Annotated in this window: 16 protein-coding genes and 2 tRNA genes; 13 read left to right on the forward strand and 5 right to left on the reverse strand. The window is 63.2% G+C overall.

Annotated features, from left to right (window positions below; genetic code table 11):
- The coding region (locus QAT43_RS08005) for a bacteriohemerythrin (protein WP_305042534.1) at positions 1-1,112 on the forward strand (1,112 nt) is incomplete at its 5' end.
- 219 nt (positions 1,113-1,331) lie between these two features.
- Positions 1,332-2,486, forward strand: coding sequence for a homocitrate synthase (nifV, locus tag QAT43_RS08010; RefSeq protein WP_442900225.1), 1,155 nt, complete (start codon positions 1,332-1,334; stop codon positions 2,484-2,486).
- Between the two features lie 74 nt (positions 2,487-2,560).
- Here the strand turns inward: nifV and QAT43_RS08015 are convergent.
- Positions 2,561-2,637, reverse strand: a tRNA-Met gene (locus QAT43_RS08015).
- Between the two features lie 130 nt (positions 2,638-2,767).
- Between QAT43_RS08015 and mnmH the strand changes: the two genes are divergently transcribed.
- From mnmH to QAT43_RS08035, 4 genes are all read left to right on the forward strand, one after another.
- A complete protein-coding gene (gene mnmH / locus QAT43_RS08020; RefSeq protein ID WP_305042536.1) occupies positions 2,768-3,847 on the forward strand; it encodes a tRNA 2-selenouridine(34) synthase MnmH in 1,080 nt (359 codons plus the stop codon).
- A gap of 53 nt (positions 3,848-3,900) precedes the next feature.
- Positions 3,901-5,205 (forward strand): hypothetical protein, encoded by a 1,305-nt coding sequence (locus QAT43_RS08025; protein WP_305042537.1) that lies wholly within the window; start codon positions 3,901-3,903, stop codon positions 5,203-5,205.
- 134 nt (positions 5,206-5,339) lie between these two features.
- On the forward strand, positions 5,340-7,391 hold the full coding sequence (locus tag QAT43_RS08030; RefSeq protein WP_305042538.1) for a putative bifunctional diguanylate cyclase/phosphodiesterase: 2,052 nt from the start codon (positions 5,340-5,342) through the stop codon (positions 7,389-7,391).
- A gap of 126 nt (positions 7,392-7,517) precedes the next feature.
- The gene (locus QAT43_RS08035) at positions 7,518-7,781 is read left to right on the forward strand and encodes an Hpt domain-containing protein (protein WP_305042539.1); all 264 of its coding nucleotides are present in this window, start codon (positions 7,518-7,520) and stop codon (positions 7,779-7,781) included.
- Here QAT43_RS08035 and QAT43_RS08040 read toward each other — a convergent pair whose 3' ends face one another.
- The 4 genes from QAT43_RS08040 to QAT43_RS08055 form a co-directional block, all read right to left on the reverse strand.
- The gene (locus QAT43_RS08040; protein ID WP_305042540.1) at positions 7,782-9,311 is read right to left on the reverse strand and encodes a DUF342 domain-containing protein; all 1,530 of its coding nucleotides are present in this window, start codon (positions 9,309-9,311) and stop codon (positions 7,782-7,784) included.
- Positions 9,312-9,499: 188 nt separating this feature from the next.
- A complete protein-coding gene (locus tag QAT43_RS08045) occupies positions 9,500-9,706 on the reverse strand; it encodes a hypothetical protein (RefSeq protein WP_305042541.1) in 207 nt (68 codons plus the stop codon).
- Positions 9,707-9,950: 244 nt separating this feature from the next.
- Positions 9,951-10,853, reverse strand: coding sequence for an HDOD domain-containing protein (locus tag QAT43_RS08050; RefSeq protein WP_305042542.1), 903 nt, complete (start codon positions 10,851-10,853; stop codon positions 9,951-9,953).
- A gap of 129 nt (positions 10,854-10,982) precedes the next feature.
- Positions 10,983-11,822, reverse strand: a complete 840-nt coding sequence (locus QAT43_RS08055) for an MSCRAMM family protein (RefSeq protein ID WP_305042543.1) — start codon at positions 11,820-11,822, stop codon at positions 10,983-10,985.
- Positions 11,823-12,043: 221 nt separating this feature from the next.
- Here QAT43_RS08055 and QAT43_RS08060 point away from each other — a divergent pair, with 221 nt between their 5' ends.
- The 7 genes from QAT43_RS08060 to QAT43_RS08090 all read left to right on the forward strand — a co-directional run bounded on the left by QAT43_RS08060 (position 12,044) and on the right by QAT43_RS08090 (position 18,798).
- Positions 12,044-13,552 (forward strand): leucyl aminopeptidase, encoded by a 1,509-nt coding sequence (locus tag QAT43_RS08060; protein ID WP_305042544.1) that lies wholly within the window; start codon positions 12,044-12,046, stop codon positions 13,550-13,552.
- Positions 13,553-13,647: 95 nt separating this feature from the next.
- Positions 13,648-13,824: a hypothetical protein gene (locus QAT43_RS08065; protein WP_305042545.1), complete on the forward strand. Its 177-nt coding sequence runs from the start codon at positions 13,648-13,650 to the stop codon at positions 13,822-13,824.
- 191 nt (positions 13,825-14,015) lie between these two features.
- Complete coding sequence (locus QAT43_RS08070; protein ID WP_305042546.1) at positions 14,016-14,222, forward strand: cold-shock protein; 207 nt, start codon at positions 14,016-14,018, stop codon at positions 14,220-14,222.
- A 177-nt stretch (positions 14,223-14,399) separates the two neighbouring features.
- A complete protein-coding gene (gene serA / locus QAT43_RS08075) occupies positions 14,400-15,986 on the forward strand; it encodes a phosphoglycerate dehydrogenase (RefSeq protein ID WP_305042547.1) in 1,587 nt (528 codons plus the stop codon).
- A 44-nt stretch (positions 15,987-16,030) separates the two neighbouring features.
- Positions 16,031-17,320 carry an ATP phosphoribosyltransferase regulatory subunit gene (locus QAT43_RS08080; RefSeq protein ID WP_442900226.1) on the forward strand — a complete coding sequence of 430 codons (1,290 nt, stop codon included), beginning with the start codon at positions 16,031-16,033 and terminating at the stop codon, positions 17,318-17,320.
- 20 nt (positions 17,321-17,340) lie between these two features.
- Positions 17,341-18,636: an adenylosuccinate synthase gene (locus tag QAT43_RS08085; RefSeq protein ID WP_305042549.1), complete on the forward strand. Its 1,296-nt coding sequence runs from the start codon at positions 17,341-17,343 to the stop codon at positions 18,634-18,636.
- Between the two features lie 86 nt (positions 18,637-18,722).
- Positions 18,723-18,798 (forward strand) — tRNA-Lys (locus QAT43_RS08090).
- Positions 18,799-18,819: the final 21 nt, after the last annotated feature.

The following is an 18,819-nucleotide window of genomic DNA, read 5'->3' on the forward strand; positions in this document are numbered from 1 at the left end:
GCCAGAGCGCCGAACACGCCGCCCAGGCCGATCGTCTCTCGAGCGCCGCGCAGAGCGCCGCCGAGGAAGGCCATGTCAGGATGCAGGCCATGACCCAGGCCATGGCGGATATTTCCGTGGCCGGGCAGAGCATTTCCAGGATTATCAAGACCATCGAGGAAATCGCCTTCCAGACCAACCTGCTGGCCTTGAACGCGGCCGTCGAGGCGGCGCGGGCCGGGCAGCACGGCAAGGGCTTCGCCGTGGTGGCCGAGGAGGTGCGCAATCTGGCGGCGCGCAGTGCCAAGGCGGCGGGGGAAACCGCCGAGCTCATCGAGGGCACGGTGGACAAAACCGCGCGCGGCACCCAGATCGCCAAGGAAACCGCCGACGCCCTCGATGGGATCGTGGAGGGCGTGAAAAAGGTTTCGGATTTGGTGGGCGAGATCGCCGCCGCGGTCAACGAGCAAGCAGAGGGCATCGGCCAGGTCAATGTGGGCCTGTCCCAGATTGACCAGGTGACCCAGCAGAACACCGCCAACGCCGAGCAGAGCGCGGCCGCGGCGGAGGAACTTTCCGCCCAGGCCACGCAGCTCAAGCAGATGCTCGGGCGTTTTCGCCTGAGCCAGGGAGCGGCTCCCGTGCGCCCTGCCGCCTATCCGTCAGCACCGTCCGTTGCGCCTCTCGCACGAATCGCCCCGCCTCCGCCGGCCAGGGGCGGCGAACCCGTGCTCATGCGCTGGAGCGATGACCTGAGCGTCGGCATCGCCCACATCGACCGCCAGCACCAGAAGCTGGTGGAGATGGTCAATCAGATGTTCGCCGCCATGAAGAGCGGCCAGGGCGACGCGGTGCTGGCTGACATCCTGGCGCAGCTGGTCGATTACACGCAGAAGCACTTCTTCGAGGAAGAGCGCCTGATGAAATCCCACCAGTTCCCCGATTTCGAGGAACACAAGGCGGCCCACGCCCATCTGGTCGGCCAGGTGGCGGATTTCCAGCAGAAATTCAAGGCGGGCAAGGTGTCGGTATCGAGCGACCTGTTCAATTTCCTCAAGGGCTGGCTGATCAATCACATCCAGGGCACGGACAAGAACTACGGGGCGTTCCTCAATCAGCGCGGGGTGTACTGACAAATTACAGGCAAGGAATTAGGCAAGGATGTCCAAATAGTAACCAGAATATGGCCTGAAGGGAGGCGGCGGCGCAGGTATTGCCACGATTTTATTCTGGCATGGACCCTGCATTAGGTGTATTCGACAACCAACGCCGGCAACGCCGCCGGAATCCATGGCAACGAAGCCTCGGGGGAATTCTTCCTCGGGGCTTTTTTATTTCGCGTGGAGGATCCCATGGCGTTTCATGATTTGCAGCAACTGGCCGACCAGCCCATCGTGATCGACGACACCACCCTGCGCGACGGCGAGCAGACCGCCGGGGTGGTGTTTTCCCTGGAGGAAAAAAAGACCATCGCGCGGATGCTCGACGCCATCGGGGTGGGAGAGCTTGAATGCGGCATTCCCGCCATGGGCGAGGACGAGCGCAAGAGCGTGCGCGCCCTGGTCGATCTGGGCCTCAAGGCGCGTCTCATCACCTGGAACCGAGCGGTGATCGCCGACATCCAGGCCTCCCTCGACTGCGGGGTGACGGCGGTGGACATCAGCCTGTCCGTTTCGGACATCCATATCGCCAACAAGCTGCGCAAGAGTCGCGACTGGGTCAAGGATCAGCTCAAGCGGGCGCTGGATTTCTGCAACCGCCACGGTCTCTACGTGTCCGTCGGCGGCGAGGATTCAAGCCGCGCCGATCTGGACTTTCTCGTCGAACTGATGCAGATCGCCAAGGAGCGCGGCGCCGACCGCTTCCGCTTCTGTGACACCCTGGGCATTCTCGACCCCTTTGCCACCTACGAGAAAATCCGCTACCTGCGGGCGCGGGTCGACCTCGACATGGAAGTGCATACGCACAACGATCTGGGCATGGCCACCGCCAACGCCATCGCCGGCATCAAGGCCGGGGCGCGTTTCGTGAACACCACCGTCAACGGCCTCGGCGAGCGGGCCGGCAACGCCGCCCTGGAAGAGGTGGTCATGGGCCTGAAACATGCCTGCGGGCTGGACTTGGGCATTGATACGCGGCGTTTCGTCGAGATTTCGCGCTTCGTCGGTCGCGCCAGTAGCCGCCCCGTTCCCGAGTGGAAGGCGGTGGTGGGCGAGCGGGTGTTTTCCCACGAATCGGGCCTGCATGCCGACGGCGTGCTGAAAAATCCGAGGAATTACGAAGGGTTTGATCCGGCCGAGGTGGGTCTGGGGCGCCACTTGGTGCTGGGGAAGCATTCGGGCAGCCAGGCCCTGGTGCATCGGCTCAAGGAACTGGGTATCGAGCTCAATCGGGTCGAGGCGGTGGCCATGCTTGACCGGGTGCGCAGTATTTCCCAGCGCAACAAGCGGCCGTTGACCGACGGTGAGCTGCTGACCCTGGCGCGGCGCTATGGGCAGGTGGCCTAAGGGGCGTTGGGAATCGGGGACGAGCAAGAAAAAAAAGGCCAGGGCGCAAAGAGCGTCCTGGCCTGAAGAGTTTTTGGTTGCGGGGGCAGGATTTGAACCTGCGACCTTCGGGTTATGAGCCCGACGAGCTACCGAACTGCTCCACCCCGCGACAAGGAAGCGAACTATAGTCTTTCTTGAATTCCGTGTCAAGGATTTTTCTGGACAAAGAAGGGTTGTCAGTCTCGCCCGGAAGTGATAGAAAACGGGAGGTTTTTATCCCCGAGGGTTTCCGGAGCGCAATGGACGAACTGCTTGTCGACCTGGACGCGGCGCTGGCTCTGCGCGAGCGCGGCGCGCTTTTGATTGATGTGCGCAGCCCGGCGGAATTCGCCGAGGCCACCATTCCCGGCGCCCTGAATCTTGCCCTGTTCAGCAATGAGGAGCGCGCCCGCGTCGGCCTGGTGTACAAGCAGCAGGGGGCGAGCGCGGCGCGGCTGCTGGCGGTCGAACTGGTGGCGCCGCGTATTCCGAGCCTGGTGCATGCCGTCCTGGCCGAGCAGGGCGAGCGCCGCCGTCCGGTGGTGGTGTTCTGCTGGCGCGGTGGCGAGCGCAGCCGCGCCCTGACCACCTTCCTGCGTCTGGCGGGCATTCCCGCCCAGCAGCTGCGCGGCGGCCACAAGGCTTTTCGCCGTCATGTGCAGGACTTTTTCGCCGCGCCGCGCTGGGGGCGACTGTTTGTCCTGCGCGGCCTGACCGGGGTGGGCAAGACGCGCTTTCTGCATCTGTTGCGCGAACGGGGCCATGCAATCATCGATCTGGAAGCCCTGGCCGGTCATCGCGGCAGTGCCTTCGGCGCCCTGGGTCTTGCCCCCCAGCCGGGGCAAAAGCTGTTCGAGGCGCTGCTCTGGGACGAACTGCGCAAAATTCCCGCCGACGGCTGGGCCCTGGCCGAGGGCGAAAGTCGTCACATCGGCAAATGCCTGCTGCCGGTAAGTGTCTATCAATCCCTGCAACAAGAAACCTCCCTGTGGCTCGAGGCCTCCCTGGAAACCCGGGTCGCGCGGATTCTGCGCGATTATCCCGCAACCTCCGCCCATCGCGACCTGTTTCGCGCGCCCATCGCCAGTCTGCGGCGGCGCCTGGGCAACGAAGCAGTGGAGCGCCTGTTCGGCCTGCTCGACGGCGAGGACTGGGCGCGGCTGGCGCGCGAGCTGATGGAGCTCTATTATGACCCCCTCTACCGCCATACCCTGCCGGCGCGGCGCGTCGAGATCAACGTCGACGACGAAGCGTGGGGGCTGGCGGCCATCGAAGAGGCTCTGGCCGCGTGCCTCGCCCGGGAAACGCCCGAATGGGCGCCAGGCTGCCCGCATGCCTGAGTCCTGGACGCCCCGGTGGTACACTTGAGAAAAAGCAGCGGGGCAAGGCCGTCATGGATCAACGCGAAACACGCATTCCACCTCTGTTCGTCAATCGCTTCACCGTGGAGGAGAGCGATCCCTTCCGTCGCTACCTCAATCGCCTGGAGGTGGAGGTCGGCCGGGAGGACTATCGCCATCTCAAGCGGGTCGAACTGGTCGAGCCGGCGCCTCCCGAGGCCGAATTCGCGGCCATGGAGGAGATCACCGAGCGCCTACTCAAGACCACGCAGAACAATTACAACCGTGAGTTGCTGCTGCGCCAGGGCATTCGGGTCTACCTCGACGTGCCACGCTATCAGGTCTGGTACCGCCTGAAGGAGCGCGCCATCCGCTTTGTGCCGCTGTGGCGCGAGGCCCTGCTGAAACGCTTCTTCGGCGAACTGCCGACCGGGGATACGGGCTGGCGACCCTGTCCGCCGCTGTTGCCCGAGGCCGAAGGACGCTTTCTCCCCGACGGCGCCGGCGGCGTGATTCTGCTGCGGCGAAACCACGCCCCGGCGGCCCTGCCTCTGCTGACGGCGACCCACGGTCCCTATGATCCCCATACCTACGAGGTGACACTGTACTTTCTGCGTGCGGGCAAGGCGCGCGCCGCGCTCATCAATCTCGGCTTCGCCGGGCGCGAACCCCTCACGGACGAGAACCTGGACAAGCTCAAGGGGTGGGGCGTGCCCCTCAATCCGAGCAACATCGACGTCATTTATCCTTATGTGGACGCCGCGGGTCATCCCCTGTGCTACAAGCTCGAAAAGGGTTTCGGCCATTTCGCCGCCCTGCTCGGCGCGTCCGCGCCGCGCCTGGTTCTCGACATTCACGGCTGCGTCGGCACGGCGCCGGATGATGTGCGCTTGATCGTCGGCCTGGGGGGCCTGCCGCCCTATCTGCGACCGGCGGATATCGGCCGGGTCGAGGCGCGCGGCACGGTGTTGCATGTGTTTCCGCGCGCCGCCTATCGCGCCGGCCTGGCCGTGTTGCGCGATCTGTCCGAGGAAATTTACGTGCAGTTCTGCGAGGGCCCGCACCTGGGCTATCATTTCGCGGTGCTTGGCCGCCTGCAGTTGCTTGGCCGCGCCCTCGATCCGCGCGTCGAGGTGCGCAGTTTGCTGCCGGGCGAGGAGCGCAGCTTTTTGCCCGGCGAAAACATTCGCTGGCTGCCGGGGGCCGGGGGCAATGCCCTGCAGCGCCTGGAGGCCAGGCGTTTCGCGCCCGGCACCCTGTGCCTGCACGTGGAAATCCCGACGCTGGTGCGGTGCAGGATGGCTCTGCGCCTGGGCGAGTTGGCCGCCCTCAGTTCCCTGGAGGCGAGCGGTCTTTAGGTGTCGCGCGGCCGTTTAATGCAAAATCGACAAAAAACGTTAGAATGTATTTGTTTTCCGAGGGGACGCCGATGGGTTTGCAGACCGAGGAGAGACCGTTGCCGCCGATAAGCAAGCGACCGGGGGAGCCATGCGTGGAGCCCCAAGCAGATTCGTCGCCACGGGAGTCCCTCGGCGGCGTCGGCGAACTGGCGTGCGCCGGTGGTCGGCACCCCGACGCGCAACGCGATGAGTTGTTGCGCGTCCTGGAGACGCAGCGCGACCAGTTGCTCCGCCAGGAGGATCAGCTGCTTCAGGCCCGGCAGGAGTTGGCGGCCTCGCGCCGCGCTTCGCGGGCCTACCAGATTCAGGCCGGCTGCAATCATGCCCTGCTGCGGACGCTGACGGAAGAGGACCTGTTCCAGGAGGTCTGTCGCATCGTCGTCGAAAAAGGCGACTTTGCCCTGGCTTGGGTGGGCTTGGCGGCCGAGGATGAGTCCCGGCGCATCAGGCCCGTCGCCATCTTCGGCGAGCATGCCGAGTTTCTCCAAGGCTTGAGCATCTCCTGGGGCAACCGCCAGAGTGGTCGAGGCCCCAGCGGACGGGCGGTGCGGGAGCGAAGGCCGGTGGTCTGCCCCAGCATCGCCGGCGATCCCGTGTTCGCGCCCTTTCGGCTGGAAGCGGCGCGGCGCGGTCTGGCCTCCTGCATCTCCCTGCCGCTGCTGGCCGAGGATCGCTGCCTCGGTGTGTTGGGTATCTATGCCCGCGAGGAAAATGTTTTCGATGCCGAGGAAGAGCAACTGCTCGTGGAGTTGGCCAACCAGCTCTCCTTCGGCCTGCTCGCCCTGCGCCTGCGCACCGAACGCAGCGAGGCGTTGGAGCAGGTGGAGCGGCTGGCCTATTTCGATCCCCTGACCGGATTGCCCAATCGCCGCATGTTCCTCGAACGCCTGGGGCAGGCGGTGGCCCTCGCCCAACGCGAAGGCCAGCAGCTGGCCCTGCTGTTTCTCGACCTGGACCGCTTCAAGGACATCAACGACACCCTGGGGCATGACGGCGGCGACCAACTGCTCAAGGCGGTGGCGAGCCGGCTGCGCGGTTGCGTGCGCCAAGCCGACACCGTGGCGCGCCATGGCGGCGACGAATTTGTCATCATCCTGCACGCCATCCATGGTCAGGGGCAGGCCGAGGCGGTGGCGAAAAAAATCCTGGCGGCTTTTGCCGAGCCCTTTCAAATCTCCGGGCGCGAGGTTTACAGCAGTACCAGTGTTGGCATTGCCCTGAGCCCGGCCGACGGCACGGACGTCGACACCCTGATTCGCCACGCCGACGCGGCCATGTATACCGCCAAGGCCGAGGGACGCCAGACCTACAGGTTTTTCTCGATGGAAATGAACCGCCGCATTCAGGCCAAATTGCTGTTGGAGCAGCATCTGCGCCTGGCCTGGCAGCGCGGCGAGATTTTTCTCCGGTACCAACCGCAGATCGATCTGCGCAGCGCCGAGGTGGTCGGCGTCGAGGCGCTGCTGCGCTGGCACAGTCCGGTTCTCGGGGAAATCGAACCGGAGCGGTTTATCCCCCTGGCCGAGGAAACCGGCATGATTCTGCCCCTGGGCGAGTGGATGCTGCGCCAGGCCTGCCGGCAGGTGCGCGCCTGGCACGACTCAGGGTTTGGTGGCCTGCGCCTGGCGGTGAACATTTCGGCGCGCCAGTTTCGCCAATCCGATTTTATCGATCTGATGGATGACATTCTTGCCGAAAGCGGCCTCAAGCCTCGCTCCCTGGTGCTGGAAATGACCGAGAGCACCGTGATGGATAAATCCGAGGAGGCGATCATGACCCTGACGGATCTCAAAATCCGCGGTCTCAGCCTGTCCCTCGACGATTTCGGCACCGGTTATTCCAGCCTCAACCATCTTCGCTCCTTTCCCATCGACCAGATCAAGATCGACCGTTCCTTTCTCGCCGATCTTGAACGGCCCTACGGTCAGGCGGCCATCATCGAGGCGATGATCGCCATGGCGCACAGTCTGGGATTGCGGGTGGTGGCCGAAGGCGTGGAGGAGCGGTCGCACATCGATTTTCTTCGGGTCCGCAATTGTGACGAGGCACAGGGGTATTTTCTTGCCCGCCCCCTGTCCTCGGAGGTTATCCCCGGGCATTTGCGCGATAACCTACCCGACTTGAAGAAACGGCTGGGGCCTTGAACGGGGTCGTGGACCTTGTGAACATCAGGGGGTGAGAGGTCAATGGAAGCAAATCCGCTGATAGATCTGCCCGGCGCTCTTGCGGCCTTGGAGGGTGATCGGGAATTGTTGATGGATTGTCTTTCAATGCTGGCGGAAGACCTGCCACTGCGGCTTGAGGAGTTGCGCGCCGCCCTGGAGAGTGGCGATTTGCGCCGCGCCTGCAACGCCGCCCATACCATCAAGGGCTCGGTGGCGGTGGTCGGCGCGACGGCCATGAAGAACACCGCCCTGGATCTGGAAAACGCGGGTCGTCAGGGCCACTTGCGGGAAGCCGACGCCCGCTATGCCGAGCTCTGCCGCCAGTGGCGGGAGCTGCGAGCCTATCTCGAACAGGAACGCCTGCTCTAATCAGGCGCCCCACTCGCCCGCGCCGCTTGCCGCAGCGTCTGTGTCCTGCGCGGCCAGCTCCTGTTCCAGGGCGCTTGCCGGTTTGGAGAGCGGCGTCAGGGACAGGTAGTGAAAGCCGCCCTCCTTGCGGTTTTCGATGATGGACACCGCGCCGTTGCGTTCCAGCTTGATCTCCTCGGCACTCTCGCCGATGTGCAGCACCACGCCTTCCCCGAGCCGTCCGCGAATATTGACCTTGCCGTTGGCATAGCGTTCGGCGAATTCCCGTGCCTCAATCATCTGGTCGTTAAGCTTCTGTTTGAGCTGATTGATCTCCTCCAGGCGCCTGGTGTGCTCCATCACTTTCTTTTTGTCATCCGCGCTCAAGGTTCCGGTGAGCTTGAGTTGGTGGCTGAGGATCGCCAGGTCGTCGTTGATTTCGATGAACTCCATCTGTAGTTCGTCGAGCTGGCGGCCCAGTTTGATCTGCAGGTAGTCGATGCCCGCGTAGAGCCGCGTCTTGATGCCGCTGAAGGCTCCGACGTTTTTCACTTCGATACCGCCCAGGGCGTAGGTTTCGCCGCCGAAGATGTTGCCGTTGGCGATGGTCAGGGTACCCAGGCAATACACGCGGGAATTGCGGATTTCGTTTTTGACGAGGATGTCGCCCTCGCATTCGACGGTCACGTCGTTGAGGTAGGTGACCACCAGATTGCCGCCGCAGGTGATAGTGCCCCGCCCCTGGCCGGCCATGCCGCCCAGGGCGATGTCGCCCTCCGAGGAAATCTGGCAGATGCCGACGTTGCCATTGACCTGAATGCCCTTGATCGCATGGATGTCGAAATCGTCGAGGACATCGCCCTTGACCTGCACGAAGCCGCGAAAATCGATGTTGCCCACCGCCAGATCCACATCGCCCTGCACCAGGTACTCCTCGGTGACGGAGACGGTTTTGCCGTCATAGAGCACCCGGCCTTCCAGGTCGGAGAGGACCTTGTCGCCCTCCGTGCGGGCCCCTGCGCCGACCGTGAGCTTGAGCGGCTTGCCGTAGAGCGCCGGCAGCGTCTCGCCGCGCACCGTGTAGCCGTCATCGCCCAGTTCCGGGGGCCGCACCACGCCGATCTCCTGCCCGGGCAGGACATTGGAGAAGAAGTTCAGGGTGCGGAAATCGATGGTGCCGTCCTCGTCCTCGACGTAGTCGGGAGAGTCCGACGAGATCTTGACGAACAACTCCAGATAGCCATCGGGGCCGGGTTTGGGCGAAACGCCTTCCGCCAGAAGAAAATTGCCGGCGTTCTTGCCCTTGGCGAGGGTGCGGCACAGAACCTGAACCTGCCCCTCGTCGATGCCGTGGGTAATGTTATGGGCGGCGAGCAGGGCCAGCACCTCATCCTTGGTGAGCTGTCCCTCCTTGCTTTTGGGGGTCACGGAAACGCGGCACTCCTGGGCGCCTTTGAGCACTTCGAGGCGCAAGGTGTGGCGCTCGCTGTCCTCTTCGAGGAGGATTTCCGTCTGTCCCCCGTGCTTGGCGGCGGCAGTTGTGTCGGCCATGGGTCGACCTCCCAGGTTGCGGATCGGCTTAAACCTTAAAGGCTGAGGCGTTTTTTATGAAAAATTATTTTTATTTTAGCGGGCGCATTGCGTCAAGTCAAACGCAAATCAGCGTGTGCGAGGAAAACGGAGCGCCAAGGCGAGGTGGGCGCTCCGCTGGGCTGCGGGGACCGGGAAGGGGAGGCGTCTTAACGCGGGTGTTTTTGGCAGGCGGCGCGCCGGGCCTGATCAAGAATTTGCCGCCCGACGCGCAGGGCGCAGTAACCTAGAAACAGGGTGATCAGGATGAAAAACAGGCTCCCCGGTCCCTGGGCTTGGCTTGAAGCGGCGAAGGCGGCGCTGCTGCTGATCAGGAAAAAGATGAGGACGGCCGATAATTCAATGAGCTTGGTCATGACACAATTTTCTCCTCCGCTGCGATTATGTGCGGAGCCCTGGGCATCGAATTTCGGCCCCGTCGGGCTTCGCCGTGGATATTTTGCATCGGCCGTGCCAGAGGCAGGATTGCCCGGGACGTCCTTTAAGTTGTTAAAATTTTAATAGTTTTTTGCGGAGGATTGAAGCGTTGGTGGGGAGTTTGGACATTTTGTCGCTAGGCCAGGGTCAAAATGACCCAGCCTGGCTGAACGAGTCCGGGCGTCAGCGAGCCGGCACCAGAAAGAAATCCCGCTCCTTCTCGAACAGGGCTTCGAGCTCGCCGAGGGTTTTTTCGAGGGGTTCGCTGCCGAGCTTGAGGTGGATGGCGCCGGGCGTCAGGGTCAGGTTGAGCTCCGGTTGCGGGGTTTCCTGGCCGATGCCCAGACGCCGGCAGAACTGTCCAGCGATGTTGACGATGGCCACCTGATGCCAGACCTGGGCATCGCACTGGGGATCGAGTTGCAGATCGTGATGGTGCAGGGCGCTCTGGACCAAGGCCGGCGCCAGGTTCCAGTTGTCGAGAACGGCGGCGCCGACCAGTTCATGGGAGAAGGCGAAAAACGCGCGCTCCACGTCGATCAGACCTTCGTTGGCGGTGCGGGCGGTTTCCATGACGCGCTGATAGGTGTCCTTGTCGTGGTTGCTCATGACGACCTTGCCGATGTGGCGAAACAGCCCGGCAATGAAGGTTTCCTCGGGGTCGGCCTGTCCCAGGTGGCGGGCGAGGATGCGCGCGCCGATGGCGCAGCCGATGGAATCCTCCCAGAGCATGCGCTCCAGGCGGCCGAAGGATTTGTTGATGCCGCGCAGGCTGGTTTCGAGCACCAGGGTGCGTAGGATGTTCTCGCCCAGGACGACGATGGCCCCTTCCAGGGTCGTGACCCGTTTCTGGCGACCGTAGATCGGCGAATTGGCGATGCGCAGGATGCGGCCCGAGACGGCCGCGTCGTGGGAGATGGCCTTGGCCAGCAATTTGGCGGAGCAATAGGGATTGCGCAGCAGTTCCAGGACCTTGATGGCGACGGCCGGCATGGGCGGCAGGTCGCCGAGATGCTTGACGATGGTCTGGTAGTCGTTGAACATGGGCGCCGTGGTCAAGGGCTTGGGGATCAATCTGCCGCGCAAGGCAGGGCCATAGCAGGGTTAGGGCCGCAGTCTAGCGCGATCATGGGTGAATATCAATGAAAATAATTTTTTTGATTTGAAAACAAAAGCGGCGGATGCCGGTGCGGGCATCCGCCGCTTTGGGCGGGGTCAATAGGGGCGACGGCTCTTGCCGGGTTTGTACTCACCTTCGAAGGGCCTCATTACCAGGCGCAGTCCTTCGATGAACTGCCCCTCGGCGACTTCGAGGGGCTTGGCTTCGCCGTTGCCGTACAACCCGTAGGGCTCGCCGGGACGAGGCATGTCCCAGGCGTGGATGCGCGCCGCCAGATAGTAGGTTCCGCCCTGGGGCAGGTAAAGAACGAAGCGTCCGTCCTGGTCGGTGAGGGTCGAGGCGAAATCAGGGGCGCGCTTGATGTCGTCATTGAGGTAGGCGATGGCGAAGCTGCCAGGAACCGGCTTGCCGTTTTCGTCCGTGAGGATGCCGCGGATGCCGGTGTCGGTGCGCTGCTCGCCGACGGAGCGCTTGAAGAACATGGGGGCCTTGATGGGGACCACCGGCAGGTTCACCACAGCCAGCTTGCCGGAGACGACTTCCGTTGAAATACGCTGGTGTTCCGAGAAGTAGTCTCCCGGCGACAGCGGACCCGTGGGTTGGCCGCTGATGCGCTTGCGGGCGACGACGTAATAGGTGCCGGGCGGCACGTCGGTAATCAGATAGCGCCCCTCGTCATCCGTCGGGCTGGAGATGAACTGGGAGGGACCCAACAGGTTGGAAAGAGTGTCGGGATAGACATTGACGTAGGCGTCCTTCAGGGGCATGCCGCTTTCCTTGAACAGTACCTGCCCGGTGATGCCGGTTTGGCCGTTGCGCACCTCGTATTGGGTGATGTGGCGGGTGTCGGTGATTTGTGTCGTGGGCGCGCAGGCGCTGATGAGGAAAAAAGCCACGGCGATCAGGGCCGGTTGCAGCAGCGACTGGCATTTCATTGCGGACCTCCTAAAGGAACGGCGATGGGGAGCATTTGCTAAGGGAATGCATAATTTGAGGAGTTTACCCGGCGTTGGGCAATTGTCAAAACGCGCCGCCGTCCCAGGGCTTTGTCGCGCGCTTGGTCTTTTCTTGCAATGCAGACTGTTTCGATTAAAGTCATAGCCGAAGGCCGCGCCTGGATAGCGGTCATTCTTTGAGTCAAGGGAAAGGGTGAATCATGGAATTCAAGGTGAAAAAGACCGATTTTTTAAAACGCAAGACCGCGGCCCTGGTGGTCGGCGTTTTTGAGGACAAGCTCAAGGGCCGCCTGGTTCGGCAACTCGACGAGGCGCTTGGCGGTTTGGTACAGCAGGCGCTGCGGGCCGGGGAATTTCGCGGTGAATTTCAGGAAACCCTGCTGCTCGCCAGCGGCGGGCGCTTGCCGGCGCAACGGGTGCTGCTGGTCGGTTTGGGGCGTGAAGCGGACCTCGACCTGGATCGGCTGCGCAAGGCGGCGGCCGTCGCCTGCGCCTTTTTGCAGCAGCGCCGCATCGTCGAGATGGCGACGGATTTGGTCCAGGTCCGCGTCAAGGGCGCCGCGCGCGGGGATGTGGCCCAAGCCTTGAGCGAAGGCCTGCTTCAGGCCGCCTACCGTTTTGACCGCTATCGCACCGAAAAGCGCGACAAGCTGCCGCCCGCCATGGCCCAAGTCTGTTACCTGGTTGCCGAGGGGGCCGAGGTCGCGGCCGTCGAAGCGGGCGTGGCGCAGGCCCAGGCGGTGGCCGCGGGGGTGTATCTGGCGCGCGACCTGGTCAACGAGCCGGGCAATGTCAAGTCGCCGCGCTATCTGGCGCAGCAGGCCCAGGACATCGCGCGGGAAGCGGGTTTTTCCTGCACCGTCATCGACCGCGCGGAACTTGAGGCGCAGGGTTTTGGGGCGCTCCTCGGCGTGGCCCAAGGCAGCGTGCGCGAACCCTGCCTGATTGTTCTTGAATATGCCGGCGGCGCCAAGGAGGACCGGCCCCTGGCCCTGGTCGGCAAGGGCGTGGTTTTCGATGCGGGCGGGATTTCCCTCAAGCCGGCGGAGAAGATGGATGAAATGAAGATGGACATGGCTGGCGCGGCGGCGGTGCTCGGGACGTTTCAGGCGGCGGCCCGGGCGCGGCTGCCCATCAATCTGGTGGGTGTGATTCCGGCGGTGGAAAACCTGCCTTCCGGCAACGCCATGCGCCCCGGCGACATTCTCACCTCCCTGTCGGGGCGCACCATCGAAGTGCTCAACACCGATGCCGAGGGCCGGCTGATCCTCGCCGACGCCCTCACCTACGTCAAGCGCTACAACCCTCGCGCGGTCATTGATCTCGCGACCCTCACCGGCGCCTGCATCATCGCCCTGGGTCACCATGCCGCGGCGGTTCTCGGTAACGACGAGGAACTCATCGCCCGGCTGCTCGATGCCGGACGTCGCAGCGGTGAAAAGCTCTGGCAACTGCCGCTCTGGGAGGAGTACGCCGGACAGATCAAGAGCGACATCGCGGATGTCAAGAATATCGGTGGGCGTCCGGCCGGAACCATTACCGCCGCTGCCTTTCTGCAGAAATTCGCCGAGGGCCTCACCTGGGCCCATCTGGATATCGCCGGAACGGCTTGGGAAGAAAAGGGCGAAGCCTGGGTGCCCAAGGGGGCGAGCGGCTTCGGTGTGCGTCTGCTCATGACGTTCTTGCGCAAGGAATCGGCATTGAAGTAGGACGTTGTTCTGTTAGAATGAGCACCTAAATGAGTCGCTGGCCGCATTGATTTATTCTGCCAGGGTGCGCCGGTTGACCAGCAGGGGAGGCATCATTGCTTCGTTATTGTGCTTGGTGCGGCAGCTTTCTCGGCGTCAAGGCCGGCAAGGGGCACCAGGTGCGGGAGAATCGCAGCGAAATCGACACGGCGACCATCTGTTCGCCCTGTTTCGCCAAGGTGGCCTGGGAAATGGTGTCCCAGGTCGAAGGCAGTCGCGATTCACGCTCCTGAACGCTCCTTGCGGTGATTATGCCCGCCAGTCGCCTCCGGCCTCACCGGAGGACAAGATGGTTCTTTCCCCTGTGTTTTGGTTCGATTTTCTTAATAAAGTGGCGATCCCGGGATGTCGCGGATGAAGGAGGTTTCTCGTCGGTCTGATCGCCGCCGGCGGGCACATTTCGCTCACGCAGGGAGAGGGAGTAATGGAACAGGAACAGGGAAAGGTGAAGTGGTTCAATGAAACCAAGGGATTCGGGTTTATCGAGCAGACCGGGGGGCCGGATGTATTCGTGCACTACAGCGCGATTCAGATGGAGGGATTCAAGACCCTGGCCGAGGGCGACGCGGTGAAGTTCAGCGTTGTGCAGGGCCCCAAGGGCTTGCAGGCGCAAAACGTGATGCGGGCCTGAAGCACGCTCTTTCATGATTGATCCGTGCCGATTCGATTCCGGCTCCGCCCTCGGGCGGGGCCTTTTTCGCGCCGGCTTAGTTCTTGACATCCCCCCTGCCTGTTGCTAGTGTACGAGCTTTGGTAAACTCGCCGGATACGGCGTTTTTACGGTGATTTCGGGGTGGTGGGAGAGGCAATGAAGGTACTGGTTTCCGACAAGCTCTCGGCCGAGGGATTGCGCATCTTCGAGGAAACCCCGGGCATCGAACTGGATTACCGGCCGGGTGCCGGACGCGAGGAGCTGCTTGAACTCATCGCCGATGCCGAAGCCCTGGTGGTCAGGGCCGGCACCCAGGTCAACGCCGAGCTGTTCGAGGCGGCGCAACGCCTGCGGGTGATCGGGCGCGCGGGCATCGGGGTCGAGAATGTCGATTTGGCCGCCGCCAACCACAAGGGGGTGGTGGTCATGAACACGCCCTTCGGCAGCGCCATCACCTCGGCGGAGCACACTCTCGCCATGCTCCTGGCCCTGGCGCGCAACATTCCCGGCGCCGACCGCGCCGTCAAGGACGGCGGCTGGTCCAAGACGGTGTTCACCGGAGTGGAAATCTCCGGCAAGACCCTTGGCGTGGTGGGGGCCGGCAAGATCGGTCGCCTGGTGGTCGAGCGCGCCGTCGGCCTCAAGATGCGCGTGCTGGTTCACGATCCCTACCTGAGCCCCGAGGTGGTTCGCCAATTGGGTGCCGAGCAGGTCGGTTTCTCCGAACTTTTGTCGCGCAGCGATTTCATCACCCTGCATGTCCCCCTCAATTCGGAAACCTTTCAGTTGCTTGACGAGCAGACCCTGGCCAAGGTCAAGCCGGGTTGTCGCATCGTCAATTGCGCCCAGGGCGGACTGATCGACGAGGTTGCCCTGGCGCGGGCCATCGGCGCCGGGCATGTGGCCGGCGCGGCTCTCGATGTTTTTGCCAAGGAACCGCCCGAGTCCGACAATCCCCTGCTCAAGCTCGACCAGGTGATCTGCACGCCGCATATCCGTACGTCCTCCGTCGATGCCCAGATCAACATCTCTGTTCAGGTGGCGCATCAGGTGGTGGATTTTCTCACCCGCGGGGTGATTGTCAACGCGCTCAACGTGCCCTCGGTGAGCGCGGAATTGTTGCCGGTGATTCGCCCCTATTTCCAGTTGGCGGAAAAACTCGGCGCCTTTCAGGCCCAGTTGAGTCCGCGCGGCTTGCAGCGGGTGACCATCGAATATGCCGGCGACGTGGCCGATTTTCCCACGGCGCCCATGACCATGGCGCTGCTCAAGGGGCTGATGGCGCCGCTGCTCGGCGATGCCGTCAACTACGTCAACGCGCCTCATCTGACCCGCGACCGCGGCATCGCCGTGGTCGAGGTGAAAAACCAGGCGGCGGAAGGCTACTCCAATCTCATTCGCCTGACCGTCGAGGCGGGCGGGGAACGCAAGGCGGTGGCCGGCGCGCTGTTTAACGGCCGCGACATGCGCATCGTGCGCATCGACGATCACCAGCTTGAAGCCATCCCCGAGGGCCATGTCCTGGTCTTGCTCAACGTCGATCGGCCGGGCGTCATCGGCTTCATTGGTCAGGTTCTGGCCGAGGCCAATGTCAATATCGCCATGATGAACCTCTCGCGCCGCACCAAGCGCGGCGGCGAGGCGGTGTCGCTGATCACCGTGGACAGTCTGGTGCCCGAGGATGTGCTGGCGCGCCTGCGCGGTCACGAAAGCATTCTGTCCGCCGTTCAGGTCGAGCTCTAGACGGGCCGCGGCCTTTTCGGAAAGGAATTTCTCCCTGCATGAAACTGCCATCCGCCACCCCTGAAACCATGCTCCCGCGGGGGGTCAAGGATTTTTTGCCGATTAAGGCGGCCAAGATCGAATACCTCAAGCGCAGCCTCCTCGAGGTTTTTGCCCGCTGGGGGTTTCGCCCCATCATGCCGCCTTCCCTGGAATATTTCCATGTGCTGGAAAAGGGGCTGGGCGGGGGCCTGCGCGAGCGCACCTTTCGCTTCGATGATCGCCAGGGCGGGCAGCTGGTGGCCATCCCGCCCGATATCACCCCGCAGGTGGCGCGCATCGTCGCCACCCGCATGCGCGAGTTCCCCCTGCCGCTGCGGCTGGGTTACGCCGGGCGGGTGCTGCGCCATGCCGAGCAGCAGACCGGCAAGGATCGTGAGATCCTCCAGGCCGGCGTCGAGCTGATCGGCTTGCAGAGCCCCGAGGCCGATGCCGAGATGATCGCCATGGCGGTTGAGGGCCTCAAGGCCGTCGGCGCCCGCGAATTCACCGTGGATATCGGCCAGGTCGAATTTTTTCGCGGCGTCATGGAGGGTTTGTCCCTGCCCGGTGATTTGGCCCGCGAAGTCGAGACCGCCATCGGCCACAAGGACAATTCGGGGCTGCAGGCCCTGCTGGCCAACGCTCCCGTTTCGGAGCAGGCGCGCGATGAGATCAGCGCTTTGCCCCGCCTGTTCGGCGGGCGCGAGGTGCTGGAGCGCGCCGCCGCCGTGGTGAAAAACGACCGCTCGCGGCGCGCCCTTGACAATCTAGCGCAAGTGCTCAATATTCTCGCGGTTTATGGGGTTGATGAACACATCACCCTGGACCTTGGCGAGATCCGCGGCCTGGATTATCATACCGGCATCATTTTCCAGGGCTTTCTGCCCGGCCTGGGGCGCGCGGTTTGCTCCGGCGGACGCTATGACAATCTGACGGCGCGCTATGGGTTTCCCGCTCCCGCCACGGGGTTCGCGTTCAACGTTCTCAACCTGCTCTTTGCCCTGGATGACGTGCTCGAGGAGCGCACGCGCAGCAGCATCGACGTGCTGATTTTTCAGGCGGGCACCGATAAGCTGCTGGCCCAGCGCCTGGCCCGCCTGCTGCGGTCGGCGGGCTATAGCGCCGCGCGCGACATCTATCCGCGGGGGCTGGAGGAGACCATGGATTATGCCCGCAAGATGGGCTTTCGCTATGTCATGACCCTGGGCCGCGAGGATGAGGATGTGCGCATCATCCGGGTGGCCGACGGGGTAAGCCTGCAGGCGACCGTGCAGGATATTCTGGCGGGTGATTTCGCATTTCTGACCGATTAAACAAAGAAGGATACTCAATCATGGCAAATGTCATTATTGTCGGCGCCCAGTGGGGTGACGAAGGCAAGGGAAAGGTCGTCGACATCTATACCGAATATGCCGGCGACGTGGTGCGCTATCAGGGCGGCAACAACGCCGGCCACACCCTGGTGGTGGGCAACGAAAAGACCGTCCTGCACCTGATTCCCTCGGGAATTCTGCACGAGGGCAAGCGCTGCATCATCGCCAACGGCGTGGTCCTCGATCCGCGGGTGTTTCTCGAGGAGATCGATCGCCTCAAGGCGCGCGGCTACCTCAAGGACGACCGGCAGCTGGTGGTGGACGGCAACACGCACATTATCATGCCCTACCATGTGGCCATCGACAAGGCGCGCGAGAGTGGCGGCGGGCGCAAGATCGGCACCACCGGCCGCGGCATCGGCCCGACCTACGAGGACAAGATCGGCCGCCGCGGCATCCGTTTCGCCGACCTGGTTCAGCCCGAGGTTTTCGCCCGCAAGGTGCGCGAGCTGCTGCCGGAGAAAAATTTCCTGCTGGAGAAATTTCTCGGCCAGGCGCCTCTGTCCGAACAGGCGATCATTGATGAGTACGGCGCCTACGGCCTGCGTCTCAAGCAGTATCTTGGCAGCGCCTCGGTGCTGCTCAACGAAAGCATCCGCGCCGGGCGCAACATTCTTTTCGAAGGCGCCCAGGGCAGTCTCCTCGATGTGGATCACGGCACCTACCCCTATGTGACTTCCTCTTCCACCATCGCCGGCGGCGCCTGCACCGGGGCCGGCATCGGGCCGCGCTTCATCAACGAGGTGATCGGCATCTCCAAGGCCTATGTGACTCGCGTCGGCGAGGGCCCCTTTCCCACCGAGCTCAACGATGATATGGGCGAGCGCCTGCGCCGCATCGGCCAGGAATTCGGCGCCACCACCGGGCGGCCGCGCCGCACCGGCTGGCTCGACGCCGTGGCCCTGCGCGAGGCCGTGCGGCTCAACGGCATGACCGGCCTGGCCATCACCAAGATGGACGTGCTCAACGACCTGGAGACCATCAAGGTGTGCACCGCCTACACCTGCCAGGGACAGCTGATCACGGACTATCCCCATGATCTCGATATTCTTGCCAAGTGCCAGCCGGTGTTCGAGGAAGTCGAAGGCTGGCGCCAGGATATCTCCGGTGCGACCCGCGTCGAGGACTTACCGGCGGCGGCGCGCACCTATCTGAAAAAGATCGAGGAACTCTGCGGCTGCCCGGTGGTGCTGGTGTCCGTGGGACCGCGTCGCGATCAGACGATCCAGGTGAAAAACCCCTTCGCGGCGGGCTGAGGGGGAAAAAGCAAAAAAAAGAAAAAAAGTGAAAAAAAGAAGTTGACGCGTACCGAGGCTTAATATATAACAGGCTTCCGTTGCGCGAGCCGCTAGCTCAGTTGGTAGAGCATCTGACTTTTAATCAGATGGTCGTAGGTTCGACTCCTACGCGGCTCACCACTCAGTCCCCATCGTCTAGCC

Source organism: Geoalkalibacter sp. (assembly GCF_030604225.1).
Taxonomy (GTDB): domain Bacteria; phylum Desulfobacterota; class Desulfuromonadia; order Desulfuromonadales; family Geoalkalibacteraceae; genus Geoalkalibacter.